Raw genomic sequence first — 23,056 nt, forward strand, 5'->3', positions numbered from 1 at the left:
GCGACGGCCATGGCTCGGTCGCGCGCCTTGCGAGCGGCCCGTAGCCGCGATCTCGGTGCACACCCAGCCGCCCGCGACGGCTCGAGACTTCGACGGCGAACTTCCGACACAGGACACTAGCTCTCCTGCTCCCCGGCAGCCCGCGCGGGCGCCGCCGCCTCGGCGGCGGCCGCCGCTTCCGCGGCCCGGGCCGCCTCGGCGGCCTCGGCCTCGCGGCGCCGCTGCTCCGCCGCGAGCTCCGCGGCGCTGCGCTTCACCGCCTGCGCGCCGGCCTCGTCGATGCCGGGCAGCTGGAGCAGGAGCTCGGCCGGCACGGCGGCCAGGTCATCGAGCGAGGTGATCCCCTGGTTGAGCAGGATCTCGGCCTCGGGCTCGCCCCAGCCGTCCACGACCGACACCGCCTGGGCGAGCCAGCCCGCGATCTCGCGCATCTTCGACTCGCTCTTGATGTCGATGCGCCAGCCGGTGAGCTGCACCGCGAGCCGCACGTTCTGGCCCTTGCGGCCGATCGCGAGCGAGAGCTGGTCGTCGGGCACGATCACGTCCATCGACTTCGCCGCCTCGTCGATGATCACCTTCGACACCTGCGCCGGCGAGAGCGAGCTGCACACGTAGCGGGCCGGATCCGGGCTCCACGGCACGATGTCGATCCGCTCGCCGCGCAGCTCCTGGACGACCGCCTGCACGCGGCTGCCCTTCATGCCGACGCAGGCGCCGACCGGGTCCACGTCGCTGTCGCGCGAGGCCACGGCGATCTTCGAGCGCACGCCCGGCTCGCGGGCCGACGACTCGATCGTGACGATGCCCTCGTAGATCTCGGGCACCTCGCCGGCGAACAGCTTGGTCAGGAAGTCGATCGAGGCGCGCGACAGGATGATCTGCGGGCCCTTCGCCTCCTTGTTGACGTCGATCACGTAGGCGCGGATCCGGTCGCCCGGGCGGTAGCTCTCGCGCGGCACCTGCTCCTTGGCAGGCAGCAGGGCCTCGGCCCGGCCGAGGTCCACGATCAGCGAGCCCTTCTCGAAGCGGCGCACGATCCCGTTCACCACCTCGCCCTTGCGGTCCTTGTACTCGTCGAAGACGATGCCGCGCTCGGCCTCGCGCACGCGCTGGATGATCACCTGCTTGGCGGTCTGGGCGAGGATCCGGCCGAAGCCCTCGGTGTCGAGCTTGACGCCGATCTCGTCGCCCACCTCGACCTCGGGGTCGAGCTCGCGTGCCTTCGCGACCAGCACCTGGGTGTCGCGGTCGGTGATGTGCTCGACGACGGTGCGGAACTCGAAGAGCTCCACCTCGCCGGTCTCGTCGTTGAAGCGGGCCTCGATCTCCTTCTCGTTGCCGAAGCGGCGCCGAGCGGCCTGCAGCATCGCCTCCTCGACGGCGGTGACGATCACCTTGCGGTCGATGCCCTTGTCCTTGGCGATCTGGTCGATTTCGCGCTTGAGCGGGATCATGACGCTCCCCCGGCCCGGCGAGCCGCTCGCGGCGGCTTGCTGAAGTCCGCCGGCGTGAAGTGGTAGACCTGGCGGGCGCGGGCCACCTCGTCGAAGGGCACGGCGTGGTCGGCGCCGTCCACCCGCACGCGCGCGACGCCGTCCTCGAAGGCCAGCAGCTCGCCGCGGAAGTGGCGGCGCCCCCCGACCGGGCGGCGCGTCTCGATCTTCACCTCGGCGCCGCGGGCGGCGGCGAAGTCCTTCTCGCGTGCCAGCAGCCGGTCGAGACCCGGCGAGGCCACCTCGAGCCGGTAGCCGCGGGCAAACGCGCCCTCGGCGTCGAGCCCGGTGCCGATCTCCCGCGACACGTCGGCGCAACGCTCGATCGCCACCCGGCCGTCGCCCTCCGGCGTATCCACGACCACGCGCACCACGAGCCCACCGGGACCGGAGAGGATCTCCGCGTCCACGAGCTCGAGGCCGTGGCCGAGCACGATCGGCTCTACGACGGCACGCAGGGTGTCGGGAATGTCGCGGTACATGGGATCTTCTCGAGCTCTTGGAACGCGCAGGCCAGGAGACCGGAGCCTGGAAACAGAAGGGCGGACACCGGGTCCGCCCTGAACGACAACAGCGATCCGCAGCACACCTTCCGGATCCACCCGTAGGCGGACGCGCAAGTGGCCGCACCTTATCCGAATTCTCCCCCCGAGGCAAGCTGGGATGCAGGCTCCCCCGGAGGGCTTCCGGGTCCTCAGCGGACCCCGGGCATCTCGAGCGTCCCGACCAGATCGGCCACCCGCGCGCAGCCCTGCGCCGCGGCGTAGGCGGCGATCCCCTCGGCGACCTCGGCGGCCGCCATCGGGTTCAGGTAGCTGGCCGTGCCGACCTGGACCGCGCGGGCCCCGCAGACCAGGAACTTGAGGGCGTCCTCGGCCGTCACGATCCCGCCGATCCCGCAGATCGGGATCCGCACCGCCTGGGCGGCCTGCCAGACCATGCGCAGCGCCACCGGCCGGATCGCGGGCCCCGAGAGGCCGCCGAGCCCGTTGCGCAGCACGGGCCGGCGCGTGGCGAGGTCGACGTCGAGGGCCTGGAGCGTGTTGATCAGCGAGAGGCCGGAGGCGCCCTCCCCCTCGCAGACGCGCGCCATCTCCCGGATGTCGGTCACGTTCGGCGAGAGCTTCACGAGCAGCGGCAGCGCGCTCGCGCGCCGCGTCTCGCGCACGAGGCGCCCGAGCAGCTCGGGGCGCTGCCCGAACTCGATCCCGCCGCTCTTCACGTGCGGGCAGGAGGCGTTGATCTCGAGACCCGCCACCTTCGGTACGCCGGTCAGGCGCTTGCACACCTCGGTGTAGCGCTCGATCTCGGTCTCGAAGACGCTGGCGACGACTGCGATCCCGTCCGGCAGCAGGGGCAGCTTGTCGGCGACGAAGGCGTCGACGCCGACGTTCTCGAGGCCGATCGCGTTGAGCATCCCGGCCGGCGTCTCGGCGATCCGTGGCGGCAGGTTCCCGCTGCGGGGCTCGAGGGTGAGGCTCTTCGCGACGATGCCGCCGATCCGGGTCAGGTCGAAGAACGGCGCGAGCTCGCTGCCGTAGCCGAAGGTCCCCGAGGCCGTCAGGACGGGATTGCGCAGCGCGATCCCACCGAGGTCGACGGCGGTGTCGACGGGGGGCGTGCTCACGGCAGCGCCTCCCACGCGACCGCGGCAGCGTCGAGCACGGGGCCGTCGCGGCAGACCAGCGCGAAGCCACCGCCCGCGCGCGGCACCGCGCAGCCGAGGCAGACGCCGAAGCCGCAGGCCATCGTGTTCTCGAGCGACACCACGCAGCGGCGCCCGTGGGCCGCGGCGATCGCCGCCGCGGCTCGCATCATCGGGGTCGGACCGCAGGCGTAGACCTGTTCGCCCCCCGCCCCGGGCTCCGCGAGCGCCTCCTCGAGCAGCGCGGTCACGAGGCCGCGGCGGCCCGCACTGCCGTCCTCGGTCGCGATCCGCAGGTCGACGCCGAGCGCGGCGAAGTCGGCGCGCCCCATGAGTTCGCCCTCGTGGCGCGCGCCGAGCAGCACGGCCACCGGCCCGCGCGCCCGCGCCGCCCGCGCGAGGCCGTGGAGCGAGGCGATGCCGGTCCCGCCCCCGACGAGCAGCGCGCGCTGGCCCGCGGCCGGCAGCGCGAAGCCGCTCCCGAGCGGGCCGACCAGCCGCACCCGTTCGCCGGGACGCGCGTCGGCCAGCAGCCGCGTCCCGCGCCCGCCCACCTTGTAGAGGATCTCGACCTCCGCGCCGCCCGGCTCGGGCGCCGCGCGGTAGACCGCCATCGGGCGGGGCAGCAGCGGGTCGAAGCGCGGGGCGGCGCCGGTCGCGCCGGGCGAGAGCATCGCGAACTGCCCGGGCGCGGAGCCCGGCCAGCCCGCGACGCCGAGCACCAGCCGGCGGCCCCCGCCCGCCCGCGCGGCCCCTTCCGGGCCGTTGGCGCGGACCTCGGCGTCGGCGCGGATCGCGAGCGGCCGGGCTGCGGTCAAGGCGGGCTCCTCCTCGAGGCGCCGGCTCATCAGGATGGCGTCCTCCCGGCCCTCGTAGTAGCGGGGCCGGCGGCCGACCGCGAGGAAGCCGTGCCGCGCGTAGAGCGCGAGCGCCGCGCGGTTGCCGGCGCGCACCTCGAGGTGCGCGGCGGCGAGGCCGGCGGCACGGGCCTCGGCGAGCGCGGCCCGGAGCAGCGCACCGCCCCCGCCGCAGCGGCGCCGCGCCGGCGCCACCGCCATCAGGAGCACGTGCAGCTCGCCCGGGCCGTGGCGCGCGAGGAGGAAGCCGGCCACGGGCCCTCGGGGCAGCCCGCGCAACGCGTAGACGCGGGCGTCGGGGCGCGCGAGCTCGCCCGCGAGCGCCTCGGCCGACCAGCCGTGCGCCAGCGCGCCGGCACCGAGCGCCGCGAGCGCCGGCGCCTCCCCGGGCGCGGCGCGCGTGACGAGCCAGGCGCCGCCAGCGCCCGGCTCAGGCGCCCCCACGCGGCGTCTCGATGCGCAGCGCGCGGATCTTGCGCGAGAGGCTCTCGCGCGCGAGCCCGACCGCCTCGGCGGTGCGCGAGACGTTCCAGCCGTGCTCGCGGAGCTTCGTGACCAGGAACTCGCGCTCGAAGGCCCGGCGCGCCTCGTCGAGCGTCCCGGCGGTGCCGCCCTCCTCGCGCGCCGCCACCACCCGCACGCCTTCCGGCAGGTCCTCGGGCTGGATGCGCGGGCCCGGCGTCATCAGCACCAGGCGCTCCATCAGGTTGCGCAGCTCGCGCACGTTGCCGGGCCACGGGTAGGCCTGGAGCACCTGCAACGCGCGCGGCGTCACGGTCTTCGCGCGGGTGCCGGCCTCGGCGCAGAACTCCTCGACGAAGGCGCGCACCAGCACCGGGATGTCCTCGCGGCGCTCGCGCAGCGACGGCACGTGGAAGGGCAGCACGGCGAGCCGGTAGTAGAGGTCCTCGCGGAACGCGCCCGCGGCGATCTCCTTCTCGAGGTCCTTGTTGGTGGCGGCGATCACGCGCACGTCCACCTCGATCGGCTCGTTGCCGCCCACGCGCTCGAACTTGGACTCCTGGAGCACGCGCAGCACCTTCGCCTGCGTCTTCAGCGACATGTCGGCGATCTCGTCGAGCAGCACCGTCCCGTGGTGGGCCATCTCGAACTTGCCGAGCTTGCGCGCGATCGCACCGGTGAAGGCGCCCTTCTCGTGCCCGAACAGATCCGACTCGATCAGCTCCTCGGGAATCGCCGCGCAGTTCACCTCGACGAAGGGCTCCGCCGCGCGCCGGCTCTGCAGGTGGATCTGGCGCGCCACCAGCTCCTTGCCCGTGCCGTTCTCGCCGGTGATCAGGACCCAGCCGTTGGTGGGCGCCGCCTGGGCGATCTGCTGCTTGAGCCGCGTGATCGGCTCCGAGCTGCCCACGATCTCGTGGGCGCGCAGCGCCTCGGCGCGCAGGCGGCGGTTCTCGGCGGCCAGCCGGCGCCGGTCGACCGCGTGCTGGAGGACCAGGAGCAGCTTCTCTGCCGACAGCGGCTTCTCGACGAAGTCGAAGGCGCCGAGCCGGGTCGCGCGCACCGCGGTCTCGATCGTGCCGTGGCCGCTCATCATCACGACCGGGAGCTCGGGGTCGCCGGCGCGCAGCTCCTCGAGCACGGCGAGCCCGTCGCGGCCGGGCATCGCGATGTCGAGCAGCACCACGTCGAAGCCGCCGGCGTCCTCGCGCAGGCGCGCGAGCGCCGCCTCGCCGTCGCCGGCCGCGTCGACCTGCCAGCCCTCGTCGGAGAGCAGGCCCCCGAGCGAGCGGCGGATGCTCTCCTCGTCGTCGACGATCAGGACGCGGCCCATGGCCTTCCCCGGGTCACGCGGCGTGCTCGTCCGCCTTCGGGCGCAGGTGGCGGCCCTCGGCGGAGACCGGCAGCTCGACGATCACGCGCGCGCCGCGCGGGGCCGCGTCGTGGATGCGCACGTAGCCACGGTGGTCGGCGACGATGCGCGAGACGATCGCCAGCCCGAGGCCGGTACCGTGGGGCTTGGTCGAGAAGTAGGGCTCGAAGACGCGCCGGCGGTCCTCGGGGCGGATGCCCACGCCGTCGTCCACCACCTCGAGCCGCGCCGCGCGCAGCGGCGCGTCGTAGACGGTGCGCAGCGCGACGCAGCCGGTGAAGCCGGGCTCCCCGGCGGCGCGCTCGCGCACGGCCGCGAGGGCGTTGTCGATCAGGTTCGTGAGCAGGCGCGCGATCTGCTCGCGATCGACCTCGACCGGCGGCAGGGCCGGCTCGAGATCGGTCTCGAGCCGCACCCCGTCGACCCCCTCGTACCGGGCCACCGCCTCGCGCACCAGGCGGTTCAGGTCGCCGGGCACGGGGCTCGCGGCGGGCAGCCGCGCGAAGTTCGAGAACTCGTTCACGAGGAGCTTCAACCCCTCGACCTGGCTCGTGATGGCGTCCACGCACTCGTCGAACACCCGGGCGTCCTCGGCGTCGCGCAAGCGCGGGCCGAAGCGGCGGCGGATGCGCTGCGCAGAGAGCTGGATCGGGGTCAGCGGGTTCTTGATCTCGTGGGCGATCCGGCGCGCCACCTCCTGCCACGCCTCCATGCGCTGCACCTTCACGAGCTGCGTGTAGTCGTCGAAGACCACGACGGTGCCGAGCACGCGGCCCTCCTCGTCCTTGAGCAGCGTCACGGTCACGAGCAGGGTCAGCGTCTCCTCGCCGGACGGGATCTGCACCTGGCGGCGGATGCTCTCGCGGACGCCCGCACGCAGGCGACCGGCCAGCTCGCGCACCATCTCGAGCTGCTCGGGCGCCCGCACCACCTCGAGCAGCTCGCGGCCCGCCACCCCGACCCCGGGCGGCACCCCGAGCAGCCGCTGCGCCGAGGGGTTGATGGTGAGGATGCGGCCCTGCGCGTCCAGGGACACCACGCCGGCGCCCACGTTGCGCAGCACCACCTCCGTGTAGCTGCGCCGCCGCTCGAGCTCGGCGTTGGTGCGCTCGAGCCCGTCGCGGGCGTCGCGCAGGTCGCGGGTCATGCGGTTGAACGAGCGGACCAGGAAGCCGACCTCGTCGTCGCTCTGCTCCTCGACCGCGACGTCGAGGTTGCCGCGCGCCACCTGGGCGGTGCCCTCGGCCAGGGCGCGGATCGGGGTCGTCACGCCCTTGGCCATCCGGAAGCCCCACCAGACGGCGAAGAGCAGCACGACCAGCGAGAAGAGCAGCAGCTCGAGCCGGTAGATCCGCTCGATGTGGCCGGCGTAGGGCTGGAGCTCCCGGTAGTCGTCGTGCGCCTCGCGGATCTGCTCGATCTTCTGCGCCAGGGCGAAGGGCACGAAGTGGTTCACCACCACCGCGCCGGCCGCCGGCCCGGCTTCGAGCGGGGTCTCGATCGGCACGGCCGCACGGATCACGCTCCCACCGGTGGCCTCCTCGACCCGCGAGGTCGCGATGCCGCGCAGGGCCGAGCGCACGAGCTCGCTGTCGCCGCGCGAGAAGCTCGCGGTCGGGATCTCGGGGTTCACCGCGACCACGCGCTCCTCGCCGCCGGGTCCGAACACCTCGACCACACCGAGCCCGTACTCGCTCTGCTTGCGCTGCACGAAGTCCGCCAGCGGCTCGGGCGCCTCGCTCTCGGAGAGCAGCCGGTGCTCGGCGATCTGCTCGGCGATGCGACGCCCGAAGCGCAGCGCGTCGTCCGCCTCCGACTGGTAGTACACCTCCGCAACGCGCCGGCTCTCGTCGAGCGTGCGGTCGATCTGGAGGCTGAACCAGGTGTCGATCGAGTTGCCGACGATCGCCGACGAGACCAGGAACAGCACCGCCGTCGGCACGCTGGCGACGATCGCGAACGAGAGCACGAACTTCAGGTTGAGCCGCGAGCCGAGCGCGCCGCGGCGGCGCTCGAAGACCAGCTTCACGAGGTTGCGCGCGACCAGGTAGACCAGCAGGAAGATCAGGAACACGTTGACCGCGTTGAGCAGCAGGAACAGCGCCGAGGACGCCGCCGACGGCGCGCGGCGGGGCGCCGATGCCCATTGCTGCCCGAGCACGATCCCGCCGATCGCCAGCACCAGCAGGCTCGAGAGCCAGATCTCGCGGCGGCGCCGGCGGCGCTCGGCCTCGGTCACGCCGGCACCGGGGGGTAGCGGAAAACGCAGCGCTTCCGGCGCTTCGCTGCGCTGCGGCGGCTCCTGGGCGAGTTCGGCGGGCATCCGGGAAGGGGCCTCGCGGTCGGAGGCAGGTTCGTCGGGCCGGAGGGGACGGCCAAACCTATCAGCGGGGGGGCCAGGCGGCAAAAAGGGGGAATCGGGGCGGGGATCCAGGATCGGGACCCGGGGCGCCGGGAATCCCCCCCGGCTCCGATCCGGGGCCGGGCGGTGCGGGCGGGCATCAAGCCGCGGGCCGTCCCGGTCGATCAGAGGCCGACTTGTGCGCGCTTCCTGCGCACCGGAGAGGGACCCGCCTCCTTGACGACGCCGCTCGAGCGCCTGCGCGAACGCTTCGCGAGCGATCCTGCCGATCGCGCCACCTTCGAGGCGCTCGAGGAGCATCTCTTCCTGCAAGGCGACTGGAGCGCGCTCGTCCCGATCTACGAGCGCCATCTCGCGGCCACCGCGGCGACCCGCCCGGCGATCGACGGCGCGCGGCTGCTCTATCGCATGGGGCACGCGCTCGACGAGGCGGGCCTCGACCCGGAGCGGGCGGAGCGGTGCCACCGCCAGGCGCTCGAGATCGATCCGCGCTTCGCGCCGGCGTTGCGCCGCCTGCGCGGGCGCTGCGCCGCGAGTGGCCGCTGGCAGGAGGCGCTTGCGCTCGCCATGCGCGAGGCCGTCGGCGTGTCGCGGCCGACCGAACGCGCGGCGCTGCTGGCGGAGGTCGGCGAGGGCGCGCTGCGCGGCGGCGAGCCTGCGCTCGCCGCCGAGGCCTTCGAGCAGGCGCTGGCCGCCGACGCGGGGTCGCAGCGCGCATGGCTCGGTATCGGCGAGGCCCTCGAGCGCGCCGGACGCTTGGAGGAGGCCGCCCAGCGCTGGCAGCAGGCGCTCTCGCTCGCGCTCGGCGAAGGGCGCGAGCGGGTGCGGGCCTGGCGGGAGCTCGGGCGGCTGCTCGCCGACGGGCTTGGCGACCCGGCGCGCGCGCTCGCCGTCTACGAGGCCGCACACCAGGCGGCGCCCGAGGAGCCGGAGTGGCTCGACGCGATGGCCGGGGTGCTCCGCGCGCTCGGACGCGGGGATGCGCTGGCGGCGCTGGCCGAACGGCGGCTCGCGCTGGCCGGGGATGCGCCCGCCCGCGCCGCGATCGCGCTCGATGCCGGCCGCGCGCTGCTCGCGAGCGGTGCGGATCCGGGCGCCGCGCGGGCGTGGCTGCAGCGCGCCGCGGACTTCGTGGAGAGCGGAGACGTACACCTGGCGCTCGCCGAGGCCGCAGGCCGTGCCGGCGACACCGGAGGACGGACGTGGCACCTCGAGCGGGCGATGGAGCTCGGCGCGGAGATCCCGAGCTGGGCGGACCTGGGGCTCGGCGGCGAGCCGCCGGAGCCGCCGAGCGACGCCTTGCTCGCGCGGCTGCGCGACGCGGCCGCCGAACGCCCCACGGACCCGGACGCGCTCGCGGCCTACGCCGACGCGCTCGAGGCCGGCCACCACGAGCTCGAGCGCATCGAGGTCCTGGAACGGCTGGCGGCACTCGCCGGCGACCCCGCGGAGCGCATCGAGCACCTGCTGCAGCTCGGCGCCCTGCACGAGACGCTCGACGACGTGGCGGCCGCCGGCTCCGCCTACCAGATGGCCTTCGACCTCGACCCGGGCCATCCGCAGGCGCTCGCCGCCCTCGAGCGCACGCTGCGCAAGCTCGAGCGGCCCGCCGCTCTCCTGGCCACCTACGCGCGCGCCGCCGAGCGGGCCGCGCCGGTGCGCCGCGCCGAGCTGCTCTGCGCCGCCGGCGTCCTCCAGGCCGAGGGCGTTGACCCGGTGGCGGCGAACGCCTCGTTCGCGGCGGCGCTGGCCGCCGACCCCGGCTGCGCCGCGGCCCACGACGGCGCCGCGCGCACCGCCGCCGGCACCGACGACGAAACCCTCCTCGCGGCCTGGATCGCCGAGGCGCCCCGGGCCGGCCTGGCCCGCCTCGAGGTCCTCGCGCCGGAGCTCACCCGCCGGCTCGACGCCCTCGGCCGCGGCGAGGAGGCGCTCCCGGCGCTGCGCCGGCACGCCGCGCTCTCGCCCGCGCCGCGCGAGGCGCTCGAGCGCCTCGCGCGCCAGCTCGAGGATCTCGGCGACACCGATGAGCTGTCGCTCGTGCTGGAGCGCCTCGACGACCTGCTCGCGGGCGCCGCCCGCGGCGCGAACCAGCGCCGCCTCGGCTGGCTGCACGCCGCGGAGGGCCGCGCCGACGCCGCACTCGACGCCTGGCGCGCCGCGCTCCGCCACGACCCGAGCGACCTCGCCTCGCTCGAGGCGCTGCTCGACGCCTTCGCGGAGGCGGAGCGCTTCGAGGACGCGCTCGCCTTGCTCGACGAGCTCGGCACCCCGGCCGGCTCGCGCTCGATCGCGCTGCGGCGCGCGCGCGCACTCGACCGCGGCGGGCGCCCGGCCGAGGCCGCGCACGCCTGGCGCGAGCTCCACCGCGAGGGCGAACGGAGCGAGGAGGTGCTGGAGGGCTGGGAGCGAAGCGCCCGTGCCGCCGGCGACCCCGAGCTGCTCGCGGACGCACTCCGCGAGCGCGCGGCCCGCACGAGCGAGGGCGACGCGCGCACCCGCATCGAGCTCGAGCGCGCGCGCCTGCTCGACGCGGCACTCGACCGCCCCGACGAGGCGCGCCGCGCCTGGGAAGCGCTCGCCGACGCCGCGCTGCCGCCCGCCGCCGCCGAGGAGGTCGAGCGCCGCCTCGACGCGCTGCTCGAGCGCACCGGCGACTACCCCGCGCTCTGCGAGCGGCTCGAGGCGCGCGCCGAGCACAGCACGGCGGGCCCCGGGTGGCTGCTGCACATGCGGATCGCCGACCTGGCGGAGGCCCGGCTCGGGGACATCGGACGCGCGCGCCGGCACCTCGAGATGGCGATCGGCGTCGCACCCGAGCATCCCGGGCCCTGGCACCGGCTCGCCGCGCTCTACGACGAGGAGAGCCAGCCGGCCGAATGCCTGCGCGCCTTCGAGGGGGAGCTCTCGGCGCTGGCGAACGCCGGCGACGACCCCGAGCTCCACGCGCGCCGTCTCGCGCTCCACGCGCAGGCCGCGCGCGTTGCCACCGAGCAGCTCGGCGACGGCGAGCGCGCGGCCGACCACTGGCGCCGTGTGCTCGCGCTCGCACCGGGGGACCCGGTGGCCGGTGAGGGGCTGCTCGCGCACTGCGAGGCCAACGATCGCTTCGACGAGGCGGCCGCGCTCCTGCGCGAACGGCTCGAGCGGCTCGGCGACCGCCCGCCCGACGCCGAACGCGCCGCCGACCTGCGCCGCCGGCTCGCCGACCTGCTCGCCGGCAGGCTCGGCCGGCGCGACGAGGCCGTCGCGCTCCTGGAGTCCGCTCCGGCCGTCGGCGCCCATGCCGACGCCGACGCCGAGCGGCTGGCTGCGCTCTACACCGAATCCGGCCGGCACCACGAGCTGGCCGCGCTGGCCGATGCGCGCGCCGAGCTCGCCACCGACCCGCGGGAGCGGGCACGCTGGCGCCAGCGCCTCGGCGGCGCCCTGCACGCCACCGGCGATGCGCAGGGCGCCGAGCAGGCCTTCGAGGCGGTCCTCGCCGACGCGCCCGACGCCGACGACGCGCGCAGCGCGCTCTGCGAGCTGCTGCGCGCCCGGGGCGAGGCCGCGCGCCTCGCGCCGCAGCTCGAGCTCGCGCTGCGCCGCGCGGGAGCCCACGCCCCCGCCCTGCGCCGCGAGCTCGCCGAGCTCTACGAAGGTCCGCTCGCCGCGCCCGCCCGAGCCCTCGAGCACTGGCTCGCGCTGTGCCGCCTCGACCCGGGGGCCGGGGAGCCACGCGAGCGCGCGATCGCCCTCGCCTCCGGGCTCGGCCGGCTCGACGAGGCCGCTGCCCTGCTCGAGCAGGCCGCCTCGGATCCCGCCACGGGGTCGGCGCGCGCGCGCTGCTGGTGGCGCTGCGCCGAGCTGCTCGCCGGCCCGCTCGGGCGGCCCGAGGAGGCGCTGCGCGCCTGGCGCGAGTCGCTGCTCCTCGAGCCCGAGCAGCCGGGCGTGCGTCACGCCCTGCGCCGCGCCCTCGAGGCGCTGGGCCGCCCCGAAGAGGCGCTCGCCGAGCTCCATGGCGAGTGGCGCAGCGCACGGGGCCACGCGCGCGCGGAGCTGGCCGCCCACGGCGCGGATCTCGCCGCCACGGCGCGACCCGAAGCGCTCGCGAGCTGGCTCGCGCGGCTGGTCGCCGAGGTTCCCGGCGATCCCGCCCTGTGGGAGGCGATCGCGGCCCTCCACCGCCGGACCGGGCGCCCCGCAGCGTGCGAGCGGGCGCTCGCGGAGGCTGCGCGCTGCGCCCCCGCGCCGGCCTGGCGGGCCGCGCTCCAGCGCGAACGCGCCGCCCTGCTCGCCGGAACGCTCGGGTCACCGGAAGGGGCGCGGCTCGCGTTCGAGGCCGCGCTCGCGGACGATCCGGGCGACCCCGGCCTGCTCGCGGAGCTCGACCGGCTGCACGCGACCGCCGGCCGCACGCGGGAGCGCCTGGAGGTGCTGCTCGCACGCATCGCCCACGCGCGCACGGCTTCGCTGCGGGCTGCGCTCGCGGCCGAAGCAGCGCCGCTTGCGAGCGCGCTCGGGGAGCTGGAGCCCGCTGCCGCGCTGTGGCGCACCGCGCTCGCGACCCCGACCGGACCGGAGCGCGCCGCGCGGCTCGCGCCGGCCAGCGACGCGTTCCGCGTCGCGCGCTGCGAAGAGGACTGGATCGCGCTCGCCGAGGAGGAGCTCGCCACCACCACGCTGCCCGCGGAGCGTGCCCGCGCGCTCCGCCGGGAGCTCGCCCGCGCCTGGTGGCGGCACGCCCGTCACGATCGCGCGCTCGCACACGCCCGCGCGCTGGCCGACGACCCGGAAGCGGCCGGCGAAGACCACCGGCTGCTGCTGGCGCTGCTGCGCGCCGAAGGCGACGCCGGCGAGCGGGCGCGACGGCTGCTCGCATGGGCGGGGCGTGCTCCCGAGGAAGCGGAGCGCTGCGCCGCCTGGACCGAGCTCGCGCGGCTGCGCGAGGAGCGGCTCGGGCTGCCCGCGGCTGCTGCCGACGCGTGGCGCGAGCTCCTGCGCCTCGACCCCGACGCAGCCGAAGGCTGGAGCGGCCTGCGGCGCTGCGCCGAGCGCGCCCGCGACTGGCCCGAGCTGGCACGCGCTCTCGAAGCCGAGCTCGCCCGCGGCCTGGGATCGCCGGCCGAGCGGTGGCGGCGCCTCGGGCGGGTGCGCTGGCAGGCTCTCGGTGACGCCGCCGGCGCCGAGCAGGCGCTGCTCGCAGCGCGCGCGGCCGAGCCCGACGAGCTGACGGCGCTTCGCATGCTCCAGGAGATCATGCAGGCCACCGCCGCCTTCCCGCGCGCGCTCGCGCTCCTCGCCGAGGAGCTCGAGCTGCTCGGCGACGCCGACCCGCCCCGCCGCCGCGCGCTGTGGCTGTCGATCGCTGCGATCGCGCACCGGCAGGCGCCGGATCCGGCCCGCGCGGCCGACGCCTACGGCGAAGCACACCGGCTCGGGACGCTCGGCGCCGACGACCTCGGGCGCTGGGCGGCCGTGCTCGCGACCGCCGGCGAGCGCGAACGCTGGTGCGAGATCTGCACGGCCTGGGTCGATCATCCCGACGCCCGTCCGGCCGCCGCCGACCTGCTGGCACTCGCCGAGGCGCTCGCCGAGCAGGGCCGGCGCGAGGATGCGGAGCAGCGGGCCGGCGCGGCGCTCGCGCTCGATCCCGCGCTCGCCGGCGCCTGGCGGCTGCGCGCCCGGCTTCGCGAGGCGGACGGCGACGACCCGGGCGCGGCCGAGGCGTGGCTGCGCGCGGCCGAACAGGAGACCGGGCTTGCCGCCGCCGAGGCGCTGGCGCGCGCGGCGGCCCTGCTCGAGGCGCGCGAGCCCCTACGCGCTCTCGGCGCGCTCGAGCGCGCCGCCGAGCACGCCCCCGACCACGCGCCCGCACAGGCAGCGCTCGCCCGGCTCGCCGAGCAGCACGACCGGCAGGAGCTCGCGCTGGCCGCGGCCACCCGCCTGCTCACCGCCGAACACGCGCTCGGGGAGCTGCCCGACACCGATCGTCTCGCCGCCCTGCTCGCGGGCGGCCGTGCTGCGCGCCGCCTCGAACGCTGGCCCTCGGCCTGGCAGCTCGGGGGGGAGGCGCTCGCCCTCGCGCCCGCCGCGCCCGATGCCCTGGCCGCGCACGGGCTCGCCGCCTTCCACCTCGGCGCCACCGGCGAATGCCAGCGCGATCTGGCGGCACGGCTGGCTCTTCCCGACCCGGACCCCGCGCGCAGCCGGCTCCTGGTGGCTCTCGCGCGCGCGCTCGAGACCAGCGGTGAGCTCGCCGCGGCGCTCGGCCGCCACGAGGAGGCCTTGCGGCTCGATCCGGCCCACGAGGACGCACACGCCGGGTGCCTGCGGGTGCTCGAACGACTCGGGCGGCGCAGCGAAGCGGCGGCCGCGCTGGCGGCCTGGGCGGTCCACACGCCGGACGCGGCGCGACGCGCCGAGCGCTACGTGCGCGCCGCGCGGCTGGCGCGGCTCGCGAGCTCCGATGCAGGGCGCGTCGAAGGCTGGCTGCGCGAGGCGCTCCGCGCCGAGCCCTCGCACGCGACCGCCTGGTACGAGCTCGTGACCGGCCTGTGGGACGAGGGCCGGCACGACGAGGCCTACACCGCTGCCACCGAAGGTGCGGAGAAGGTGGGCTCGACGAGCGTGCGCGCGCTGCTCGAGAGCGTGCGCGGCCGCGTGCTCGAGGCCCGCGAGGACGCCCCGGGTGCGCTGGCGGCCTACCGCGCCGCCCTCGCGGCCGATCCCGAGGCACGCGAGGCCGCGCTCGCGGCCGCGCGGCTGCTGCGCGTCGCCGGCGACTGGAGCCAGGCGGCGGAGGTGCTGCGGCGCGCGATCGAGGGCCGCGGCGACCCGGCCGAGCGGGCCGAGCTGTGCCTCGAGCTGGGACGCCTGCTCTCGGGGCCCCTCGAGGACGTTCCCGGCGCGCTCGCCGCGTTCGACCGCGCCCATGCGCTCACCCCGTCGCGGCTCGACGTCCGCGAGGCGCGCGCGGCCCTGCTCGCGCACCTGCCCGAGCGCAGCGGCGAGGCGCTCGAGGATCTCGCCGCCGTGCTCGACGCCCTGCCCTTGCGCGTCGAGGCGCTGCGACGAGCGACCCGGGTGCTCGCGGCCGGTGGCGACGAGCCCGGCGCGGCTCGCGGTCTCGCGCTCCTTCGAGCCCTCGGCGCCGCCTCGCCGCTCGAATCGGAGAGCGCGCCCACCCGCATGGACCTTGCCTGCGCGGCCGCGTTGCCCGTGCTCGACGCGCCCGGAGAGACGCTACGCGAGGCTGTCGCCGCCCTGGCGCCGCTGGCCGACCAGGCCGCCGTTGCGCCAGCGGGCACGGAGCCCGAGAGCGCGAGCGCAGCCGGGGGGGCCTGCGTGCCGCCAGCCCTCGACGCCTGGCGATCGGCGGCGCGAGACCTCGTGGGCGCGCCCGATCTGCTCGAGCTCGAGCCCTTCCGGCTGCGCGGGGCGCTCGAGGCGATGCTGGCGGAGGCCCGCGCCGGACGGCTCGGCCGCAAGGGCTCACGCGCGGTGCGCCGGCTCGACCCGAACGTGCTCGACCGCCTCGACCTCGGAGCGTGGCGGACGGCCCTGCGCGCGAGCGCCTGGGCGCGCGTCGCGGACCGGCTCGGTGGCGACCTGCGTGCCGTCCTGGCGGCGATCGCGGCCGAGCGCGGCGCGCCGCTCGACGAGGGGGCGGACCTGACGGTGTGGCTCGGCGAGGCGCCCGACGCGCTCGTGCTCCTGCGCGCGCTCGAGCGGGCCTGGCTCACCGCCGTGCGCTGAGCGGGTTGCCGGGAACCCTCGCCCGCGGAGCGTTCGAGCCCGGCCGGGGTGCGGAAGAACCCCGGACCGGCGCCAGGCTAGGGGGTCGAGACGGCCAGGGCGGGCGCGTGGGTCGTTCGGAACGCCCCGCTCACGTGCTCGCGGGCTTCCGCGCTGGCCAGCGCCGCGACGAGTCGCTGGTGGAGCGCGTGGCCGCCGCGCTCGACCCGGACGTGGCCCTGCACGCGCGCCCCGAGCAGGGCAAGGTCGCCGACCAGGTCGAGTACCTTGTGCCGCACGAACTCGTCGGGGAAGCGCAGGCCGCCGCGGTTCAGGACGCGGTCGGCACCCAGGACGACCGTGTTCTCGAGCGATGCGCCGCGCGCGCGGCCGGCGCGCCAGAGCGCGGCGACCTGCTCGGCGAAGCCGAAGGTGCGGGCGCGCGCGAGCTCGTGCTCGAAGCGACCCTCGTCGAGGGAGAGGTCGCGCAGCTTCTGGCGGCCGACCAGCGGATGCTCGAAGTCGATCGCATAGCTGATGCGCAGCTCGCGGGCCGGCTCGATGCGGATCGAGCGGTTGCCGTCGCGGATCTCGAGCGGGCGCCGGACGCGCAGCACCCGGCGCAGCGCCGCCTGCTCGAAGACGCCGGCGGCCCGGAGCAGGAGCACGAAGGAGGCTGCGCTGCCGTCCATGCCCGGCACTTCGGGCCCGTCCACCTCGACGCGCACGTTGTCGATGCCGAGGCCGTAGAAGGCGGCGAGCAGGTGCTCGACCGTGTCGACGGTCGTGTCGCCGCGCCCGAGGGTGGTGGCGAGGTGGGTCCGGCTCAGGGCGGCCGGGGTCGCGGGGATCTCGACCGGGTGGGCGAGATCGGTGCGGACGAACACGATGCCGCTGCCGGCCCGGGCGGGGTGCAGCGTGAGCTCGACCGGCTTGCCGGTGTGGAGCCCGATCCCGGCGCACGAGACCTTCTCCGCGATCGTTCGCTGCTGCAAGAGACGCTCCCCCCCCGAGGTGCAGAGGCGAGTCCTGGCTCGGCCCCGGCGTGACGGAAAGCAATGGGCGTGCCACCAAGGGCGGAACGCCAGCTCCGGAACAGAAATAAAAAACCCAGCCGGAGTGAGCAGTTGGAACGCAGTAGGCGGAGCTGTGGTCGATCGGGGAAGACCCAGGAGGAGCCGATCGAGCCAAAGGCGTGACGACATGATTACGGTCGTGACGAGATCGTCACGATCTCCTGGCTAGCCCCCCGGGAACGACCCCGTTCCTGTGGCCCCGGGGCCCGGGCGGCCGACGGTCCGGCGCCCTGTCGCTCAGGTCTGGGCGCCCGGCCGGCCGCGTCCCACCGCGGCTCGCACCTCCGCGAGGATGTCCCGGGCCGACTGGTAGCGCTCGGCCGGATCCTTGCGCAGGCAGCGGGCGATGATCTCCGCGAGCAGCGTGGGAACCTCGGGGTGGATCTCGCGGGGGTCCGGCGGCGGGGTGTGGACGTGGTGGTAGGGGATGTTGCCCTCCGTGAAGGGCAGCCGCCCGGTGGCGAGCTCGAAGACGGTGACGCCCAGCGAGTAGAGATCGGTGCGATGGTCGACGTTGCGCCCGAGGGTCTGCTCGGGGCTCATGTAGTACGGCGTACCGGACACCAGCGTCGTGTGGTTGCGCACCTCTTCGACGACCTTGGCGAGCCCGAAGTCCATGATCTTGGCCTTGCGGTCGCGGGTCCACATCGTGTTCGCGGTCTTGATGTCGCGGTGCACGATCTTCTTCTCGTGCGCGTAGGCGAGCGCCTCGCACATCTGCACCAGCACGTGCAGCACGCCGCCCGGCGCGATCGCCCCGCGCCGGCGCACGATCTCCTTCAGCGTGTTGCCGTCCACGTACTCCATCGCGATGTAGTAGCGGCGGTCCTGCTCGCCCGCGTCGTACACCGTCACGATGTTCGGGTGGTTGAGCTGCGCAGCGCTCTTGGCCTCGCGCAGGAAATTCTTGAGCGCCTGCGGGTTCTCCTCGAGCGCGGCGGGCAGCACCTTGAAGGCGACCACCCGGTCGAGGACCGTGTCATTGGCCTTGTAGACGATGCCCATCCCGCCGCGCCCGAGCTCGGAGAGGATCTGATAGCGGGCCACCGGGCCCTTGCGCGCGGTCACCGAGAGCGGCGCCTCCTCCACCGCCGCCGCCTCGGCGGCGCCGTCCTGCGCGAGCCGCTCCTTGGCGGCCTGGAGGCGCGCCCCGGCGTCCTCGAAGTGGTAGTCGCAGGCGAGGATCTTCTCGTACAGGTCGGCGGCCTCGCGCAGCTCGCCGTGGCTCTCGTAGGCCTGCGCGAGCGCGTAGTACAGGCGCAGGTTGTGGCGATCGAGGTCCCCGGTTCCGACCGCCTGGCGCAGCTTCTTGATCGCGAGCGAGAGCTGGCCGCGGCGCTGGAAGATCTCGCCGAGCACCGCGGAGGCGAGCGCGAAGTCGGGGCTCGAGGCCGGGATCTGCTGGAGGACCTTGATCGCCTCCTCGTCGGCGCCCTGCGCGTGATAGGCCTCACCCGCCGCGAAGTGGCGTCCGGCCTGGACCAGCGCGTGCGCCTGGCGGGCGGCGTCGCCGGCCTCTGCCCAGCAGGAGGCGGCCTCGTCCCAGCGCGAGGCCTTCTCGAAGCACTGTGCGGCGTGGCCGGGGTGGCCGGCCAGCCGGAACATCTCGGCCGCCTGCACCCGGTCGTTCGCCTTGTCGTAGGCCTGGGCGGCGCGCGCGTAGTCCTCGAGCTTGCGATACACGTCGCCGGCCGCGAAGAACTCGCCGGCGAGCTCCAGATGGTGGGCGGCCTCCGCGTCCTCGCCGCGCGCGCGGTGGTACTCGCCGAGGATCCGGGCGGCGTTCTGCGCGTCGCCGAGCTGCTGCAGCGCCTCGGCGGCGCGCACCGGCTGGCTGCCCTGGAGGAACAGCTCGGCCGCGCGCTCGAGATCCCCCTTGCGCAGCCGCACCTCGGCCGCGGCCACGTGGCAGCCGCCCTTCTCGAGCACCTCGGCCGACTTGTCGAGCAGGCCGGCCTGGTCGTAGAGGCGCCCGGCCTGGAGCACGAGCGTCTGCAGCTCGCGCTGCTCGCGCGGGTTCTGCCCGGTGCCGGTGCGGGTGCGCTCCTCGAGGATCACCTCCTCGAGCGACTCGGCCGCCTGTTTCCAGGACTGGCAGCGGATGTAGGCGCGCGCCGCCTGGCGCTCGAAGCCCGCCTCGCGGTAGCAGTCGCCGGCGCGCCGGTGGTCCCCGGCCTTCTCGAACATCTCCGCCGCGACGCTCATCCGGCGCGCCGCGAGGAAGCTCTCCGCCGCCCGCCGGTGCTCGCCCTGGGCGGCGAGGATCGTGCCGGCGGTGTCGTGGTCGCCGGCCTTCAGGTGCAGCTCGGCGGCCTCGAGGAAGCGGTTCTGGTCGTGGCGGATGCCGGCGGCGCGCACGAAGTCACCAGCCTCGACGAAGAGCTCTGCCGCCCGGTCGAGCAGGCCGGCGTCGAAGCAGAGCTCCGCGGCCTCCTGGGGCAGGCCCTTCTTCGCCATCGCCAGCGCCTGGCGCTCGAGCTTGCGGCCGGTCCGGCGGTCGAGCGCGGGCTCGAGCTCCGGCGCGCGGCCCCGGGCCGCAGCCCCCTTCGCGCTCCCTCCGCGGCCGTGCGGGGCGCTCGCGTCGCGGCGCCGCGCGACCAGGAGCACGCCGATCGCGAGCCCCGTGCCGGCCCCGACCAGCGCGAAGGGCGTCCAGCCGCGCAGTGCCTCGGGCGGGAGCATCGACTGGCCGGCGAGCCCTTCGATCCGGCGGCGATGCTCGCGGAGCTGCGGGTCGCTGGCGCTGCGCTGGAGGAGCACGCCGACCGCCCCCGCGCCGATCAGGACCAGCGCGAGCAGCAGGAAGAGCAGACGCAGCGTCGACGCGATCACCCTGTCGCTCCTCGCACTCCGGCCGGCCGCGGCGACCGGGGCCGTGGTCCCCGGACGCACGCGAGCGTCTCCCTATCGGCCGGGCCGAGCTGCGTGTTGAGGAAGGGACCCGGCGGGCCTCAGAGGAGGCGGCGCTGGCTTCCGGGCGCCGGCGGCGCGCCGAGGCCGAGATGGCTCCAGGCGCGCGCCGTGGCGAGACGCCCCCGCGGCGTGCGGTCGAGGTAGCCCGCCTGGAGCAGGAACGGCTCGACCACGTCCTCGAGCGTGCCCCGGTCCTCCCCGAGCGCAGCGGCCAGGGTCTCGATCCCGACCGGACCGCCGTCGAACTTCTCGAGCAGCGCGCGCAGGAACAGGCGGTCGAGGCGGTCGAAGCCCTGCTCGTCGACCTCGAGCCGGTCGAGCGCAAGGCGCGCGACCTCGCGGGTGACCTCTCCCGGCCGGCCCGTGCCCACCCGCGTGCCGTCGGGGCCGACCTCGGCGAAGTCGCGAACGCGCCGCAGCAGGCGCAACGCGATGCGCGGCGTGCCGCGGGCGCGGCGGGCGATCTCGTCGGCGGCCGCCGGCGCGAGCTCGAGCGGCAGGCGCCCGGCCGAGCGGCGCAGGATCTCGACCAGGTCGGCGGGCGGGTAGTAGTCGAGGCGCGCCACGTAGCCGAAGCGGTCGCGCAGCGGCGCCGAGAGCAGGCCCGCGCGCGTCGTCGCGCCCACCAGCGTGAAGCGCGGCAGGTCGAGCCGGATCGAGCGCGCGCTCGGCCCCTGCCCGATCACGAGGTCGAGGTGGAAGTCCTCCATCGCCGGGTAGAGGATCTCCTCGACGGACGGGTGCAGGCGGTGGATCTCGTCGACGAAGAGCACGTCGCCGGGCTCGAGGTTGCTGAGCAGCGCCGCGAGATCGCCGGGGCGCTCGAGCACGGGCCCGCTGGTGGCACGCAGGCTCGCGCCCATCTCGCGCGCCACCACGTAGGCGAGGGCGGTCTTGCCGAGCCCGGGCGGACCGCAGAACAGGTGGTGGTCCACGGCCTCACCGCGCTCGCGGGCCGCGGCCAGGAACACGCGCAGGTTGGCGCGGATCGCGTCCTGGCCCACGAAGTCGTCGAGCGTGCGCGGCCGCAGGGCGGCCTCGAGCCGCCGCTCGTCGTCGAGGGCGGCCGCGTCGAGCTCGGGCCGGACCGGCACGCCGCTCATCGCGCGAGCCTGCGCAGCGCCGCGCGCACGAGCTGCTCGAGCGGCGCACCGGGCTCCGCCTCGAGCGCGTCGCGCGCGGCGCGCTCGGCGCGCGGCCGGGCGGTCCCGAGATTCACGAGCGCCGAGACGACGCCCTCCACACGCTCTTCGTCTCCGCCGCCGGCCGCGGGCGTGGGCTCCGGAGCCGGCCCCGCGGCTGCGTGGAGCGCGGCCACGCGCTCGCGCAGATCGAGCACCAGACGCTGGGCCGTCTTCGCGCCGACGCCCGGGACGGCGCAGAGCGACGCCGCGTCGCCGCGCGCCAGCGCCGTCGCGAGGTCGTGCGGCGCCAGGCCCGAGAGCAGCGCCTGCGCGAGCTTGGGCCCGACCCCGTTGACCCGGATCAGTTGCTCGAAGAGTGCCCGCTCGAGGTCGGTGTGGAAGCCGAAGAGCTGGATCGCGTCCTCGCGCACGTGGGTGTGGACCCGCAGCGACACGCTCTTGCCCTCGTCGGGCAGCGCGGAGAAGGTCGAGAGCGAGACGAGCACCTCGTAGCCCACCCCCGCCACGCTCACGATCGCGCGGGTCGGCTCCTTCTGGCGCAGGACGCCTTCGAGGTGGGCGATCATCGCGCGCGCCTCACGACGAGCCGTCCCGCCCCGTGTGCTGCGGCCCGCCTGCGTCCCGACGCCGCTGCGGCAAGAGCCGCCAGCGGGCCGCGGTGCGCGTGGCAGAGCGCCGCCGCCAGCGCATCCGCGGCGTCGAAGGCCGGGCACGCTTCGAGAGCGAGGAGCCGTGCAACCATCGCCTGGACCTGGCGCTTCTGCGCCGCCCCGCTGCCAGCAACGGCGAGCTTGATCTCGGGCGCCGTGTACTCGCACACCGCCAGGCCGGCGGCGGCCGCGGTCGCGAGCGCCACGCCGCGCGCGTGGCCGAGCACCAGCGCGGAGCGCGCGCTGCGCCCGGCGAAGACGCGCTCGATCACCGCCACCTCGGGCCGGTGCGCGGCGATCGCGCCCGCGAGACCCGCCTGGATCACCGCGAGGCGCTCCGCGAGCGAGGCGCCGCGCGCCGGGCGCAGCGTACCGTGGGCCACGTGGCGGATCTGGGCGCCGCGGCGCTCCACGACGCCGAAGCCGGTCACGCTCGAGCCCGGGTCGACCCCGAGGATCCGGCTCGGTCGCTGGGCCAGGACACGCATCCGTGCACTCCCGCGCGGCCGCCGCCGCGGGAAGGAGGAAGGGCTCTGGGGGGAGGAGGAGGCGGGGGCAAGGTAGCCCTAGGAGGAGATCCGCTCCATCTCCGCCTCCGGGATGTCGAAGTTGGCGGCGACGCCCTGGACGTCGTCGAGGTCCTCGAGCGCCTCGGCGAGCTTCAGCATCTGCTCGGCCGCGGCGCCCTCGAGCTTCACGGTGGTGGTGGCCCGCATCGAGACGCCGGCACCGGCGGGCTCGAGGCCCTGGGCCACCAGCGCGTCGCGCACCGCCTCGAAGCTCCGGGGATCGGTCAGCACCTCGACCGCGCTCTCGCTCTCGACCACGTCGTCGGCCCCCGCCTCGAGCCCGACCTCCATCAGGCGGTCGAGGTCGAGCCCGGCGCGGTCGAACTCGAGGACGCCCCGCTTCTCGAAGAGATGCGAGACGCAGCCGCTCTGGCCCAGGTTCCCGCCGTGCTTCGTGAAGGCGTGGCGGATCTCGCCGACGGTGCGGTTGCGGTTGTCGGTCAGGGCCTCGACGAGGACGGCCACCCCGGCCGGACCGTAGCCCTCGTAGGCGACCTCCTCGTAGCGCTCGCCCTCGCCGCCGCCGGCCCCGCGCTTGATCGCCCGCTCGATGTTGTCCTTGGGCATGTTCAGCGCGCGGGCCTTCTCGACCACCAGGCGCAGCCGCGGGTTCGCGGCGGGATCGCCCCCGCCGAGGCGCGCGGCGGTCACCAGCTCGCGGATCACCTTCGTGAAGGCCTTCCCGCGCTTGGCGTCGAGGGCGCCCTTCTTGCGCTTGATCGTCGCCCACTTGGAATGACCGGACATGCGCGCTCCCGCTGGTCCGGGGGGACGTAGCACGCGCGCGCGGAGA

13 protein-coding genes are annotated in these 23,056 nt (G+C 75.9%); 1 reads left to right on the forward strand and 12 read right to left on the reverse strand.

The window, feature by feature from the left end; translation table 11 throughout:
• Nucleotides 1-116: 116 nt before the first annotated feature.
• The 6 genes from nusA to OZ948_18190 all read right to left on the reverse strand — a co-directional run bounded on the left by nusA (nt 117) and on the right by OZ948_18190 (nt 8,152).
• The gene (gene nusA, locus OZ948_18165) at nt 117-1,454 is read right to left on the reverse strand and encodes a transcription termination factor NusA (protein MEB2346656.1); all 1,338 of its coding nucleotides are present in this window, start codon (nt 1,452-1,454) and stop codon (nt 117-119) included.
• Nucleotides 1,451-1,975, reverse strand: coding sequence for a ribosome maturation factor RimP (locus OZ948_18170; protein ID MEB2346657.1), 525 nt, complete (start codon nt 1,973-1,975; stop codon nt 1,451-1,453). The genes nusA and OZ948_18170 overlap by 4 nt, the downstream gene beginning before the upstream one ends.
• 212 nt (nt 1,976-2,187) lie before the next feature.
• On the reverse strand, nt 2,188-3,120 hold the full coding sequence (locus OZ948_18175; protein MEB2346658.1) for a dihydroorotate dehydrogenase: 933 nt from the start codon (nt 3,118-3,120) through the stop codon (nt 2,188-2,190).
• Nucleotides 3,117-4,439, reverse strand: a complete 1,323-nt coding sequence (locus OZ948_18180) for a GNAT family N-acetyltransferase (protein ID MEB2346659.1) — start codon at nt 4,437-4,439, stop codon at nt 3,117-3,119. The genes OZ948_18175 and OZ948_18180 overlap by 4 nt, the downstream gene beginning before the upstream one ends.
• Nucleotides 4,426-5,790 (reverse strand): sigma-54 dependent transcriptional regulator, encoded by a 1,365-nt coding sequence (locus OZ948_18185; GenBank protein ID MEB2346660.1) that lies wholly within the window; start codon nt 5,788-5,790, stop codon nt 4,426-4,428. Before OZ948_18185 ends, OZ948_18180 begins: the two co-directional genes overlap by 14 nt.
• A 13-nt stretch (nt 5,791-5,803) precedes the next feature.
• Nucleotides 5,804-8,152 carry an ATP-binding protein gene (locus OZ948_18190; GenBank protein MEB2346661.1) on the reverse strand — a complete coding sequence of 783 codons (2,349 nt, stop codon included), beginning with the start codon at nt 8,150-8,152 and terminating at the stop codon, nt 5,804-5,806.
• A 255-nt stretch (nt 8,153-8,407) separates the two neighbouring features.
• On the opposite strand from OZ948_18190, the gene OZ948_18195 reads away from it, so the two are divergent.
• The gene (locus tag OZ948_18195; GenBank protein ID MEB2346662.1) at nt 8,408-15,931 is read left to right on the forward strand and encodes a tetratricopeptide repeat protein; all 7,524 of its coding nucleotides are present in this window, start codon (nt 8,408-8,410) and stop codon (nt 15,929-15,931) included.
• Nucleotides 15,932-16,008: 77 nt separating this feature from the next.
• Here the strand turns inward: OZ948_18195 and lpxC are convergent, their stop codons facing one another.
• The 6 genes from lpxC to OZ948_18225 form a co-directional block, all read right to left on the reverse strand.
• On the reverse strand, nt 16,009-16,905 hold the full coding sequence (gene lpxC, locus OZ948_18200; protein MEB2346663.1) for a UDP-3-O-acyl-N-acetylglucosamine deacetylase: 897 nt from the start codon (nt 16,903-16,905) through the stop codon (nt 16,009-16,011).
• A 318-nt stretch (nt 16,906-17,223) separates the two neighbouring features.
• Nucleotides 17,224-19,818 (reverse strand): protein kinase, encoded by a 2,595-nt coding sequence (locus OZ948_18205; GenBank protein MEB2346664.1) that lies wholly within the window; start codon nt 19,816-19,818, stop codon nt 17,224-17,226.
• A gap of 119 nt (nt 19,819-19,937) precedes the next feature.
• The gene (gene ruvB / locus OZ948_18210) at nt 19,938-21,002 is read right to left on the reverse strand and encodes a Holliday junction branch migration DNA helicase RuvB (GenBank protein MEB2346665.1); all 1,065 of its coding nucleotides are present in this window, start codon (nt 21,000-21,002) and stop codon (nt 19,938-19,940) included.
• Nucleotides 20,999-21,610, reverse strand: a complete 612-nt coding sequence (ruvA, locus tag OZ948_18215; GenBank protein MEB2346666.1) for a Holliday junction branch migration protein RuvA — start codon at nt 21,608-21,610, stop codon at nt 20,999-21,001. The genes ruvB and ruvA overlap by 4 nt, the downstream gene beginning before the upstream one ends.
• Nucleotides 21,607-22,182, reverse strand: a complete 576-nt coding sequence (gene ruvC / locus OZ948_18220; GenBank protein MEB2346667.1) for a crossover junction endodeoxyribonuclease RuvC — start codon at nt 22,180-22,182, stop codon at nt 21,607-21,609. Before ruvC ends, ruvA begins: the two co-directional genes overlap by 4 nt.
• 78 nt (nt 22,183-22,260) lie before the next feature.
• Nucleotides 22,261-23,010 (reverse strand): YebC/PmpR family DNA-binding transcriptional regulator, encoded by a 750-nt coding sequence (locus OZ948_18225; GenBank protein ID MEB2346668.1) that lies wholly within the window; start codon nt 23,008-23,010, stop codon nt 22,261-22,263.
• Nucleotides 23,011-23,056 lie beyond the last annotated feature (46 nt).

It is taken from the genome of Deltaproteobacteria bacterium (genome assembly GCA_035063765.1).
Lineage (GTDB): Bacteria > Myxococcota_A > UBA9160 > UBA9160 > PR03 > CAADGG01.

Excerpts from the sequence above, each read along its gene's own strand:
- ruvA (MEB2346666.1), bottom strand. The coding sequence starts at position 21,610 with ATGATCGCCCACCTCGAAGGCGTCCTGCGCCAGAAGGAGCCGACCCGC.
- OZ948_18170 (MEB2346657.1), bottom strand. The coding sequence starts at position 1,975 with ATGTACCGCGACATTCCCGACACCCTGCGTGCCGTCGTAGAGCCGATC.
- nusA (MEB2346656.1), bottom strand. The coding sequence starts at position 1,454 with ATGATCCCGCTCAAGCGCGAAATCGACCAGATCGCCAAGGACAAGGGC.
- OZ948_18190 (MEB2346661.1), bottom strand. The coding sequence starts at position 8,152 with ATGCCCGCCGAACTCGCCCAGGAGCCGCCGCAGCGCAGCGAAGCGCCG.
- ruvB (MEB2346665.1), bottom strand. The coding sequence starts at position 21,002 with ATGAGCGGCGTGCCGGTCCGGCCCGAGCTCGACGCGGCCGCCCTCGAC.
- OZ948_18185 (MEB2346660.1), bottom strand. The coding sequence starts at position 5,790 with ATGGGCCGCGTCCTGATCGTCGACGACGAGGAGAGCATCCGCCGCTCG.
- ruvC (MEB2346667.1), bottom strand. The coding sequence starts at position 22,182 with ATGCGTGTCCTGGCCCAGCGACCGAGCCGGATCCTCGGGGTCGACCCG.
- OZ948_18225 (MEB2346668.1), bottom strand. The coding sequence starts at position 23,010 with ATGTCCGGTCATTCCAAGTGGGCGACGATCAAGCGCAAGAAGGGCGCC.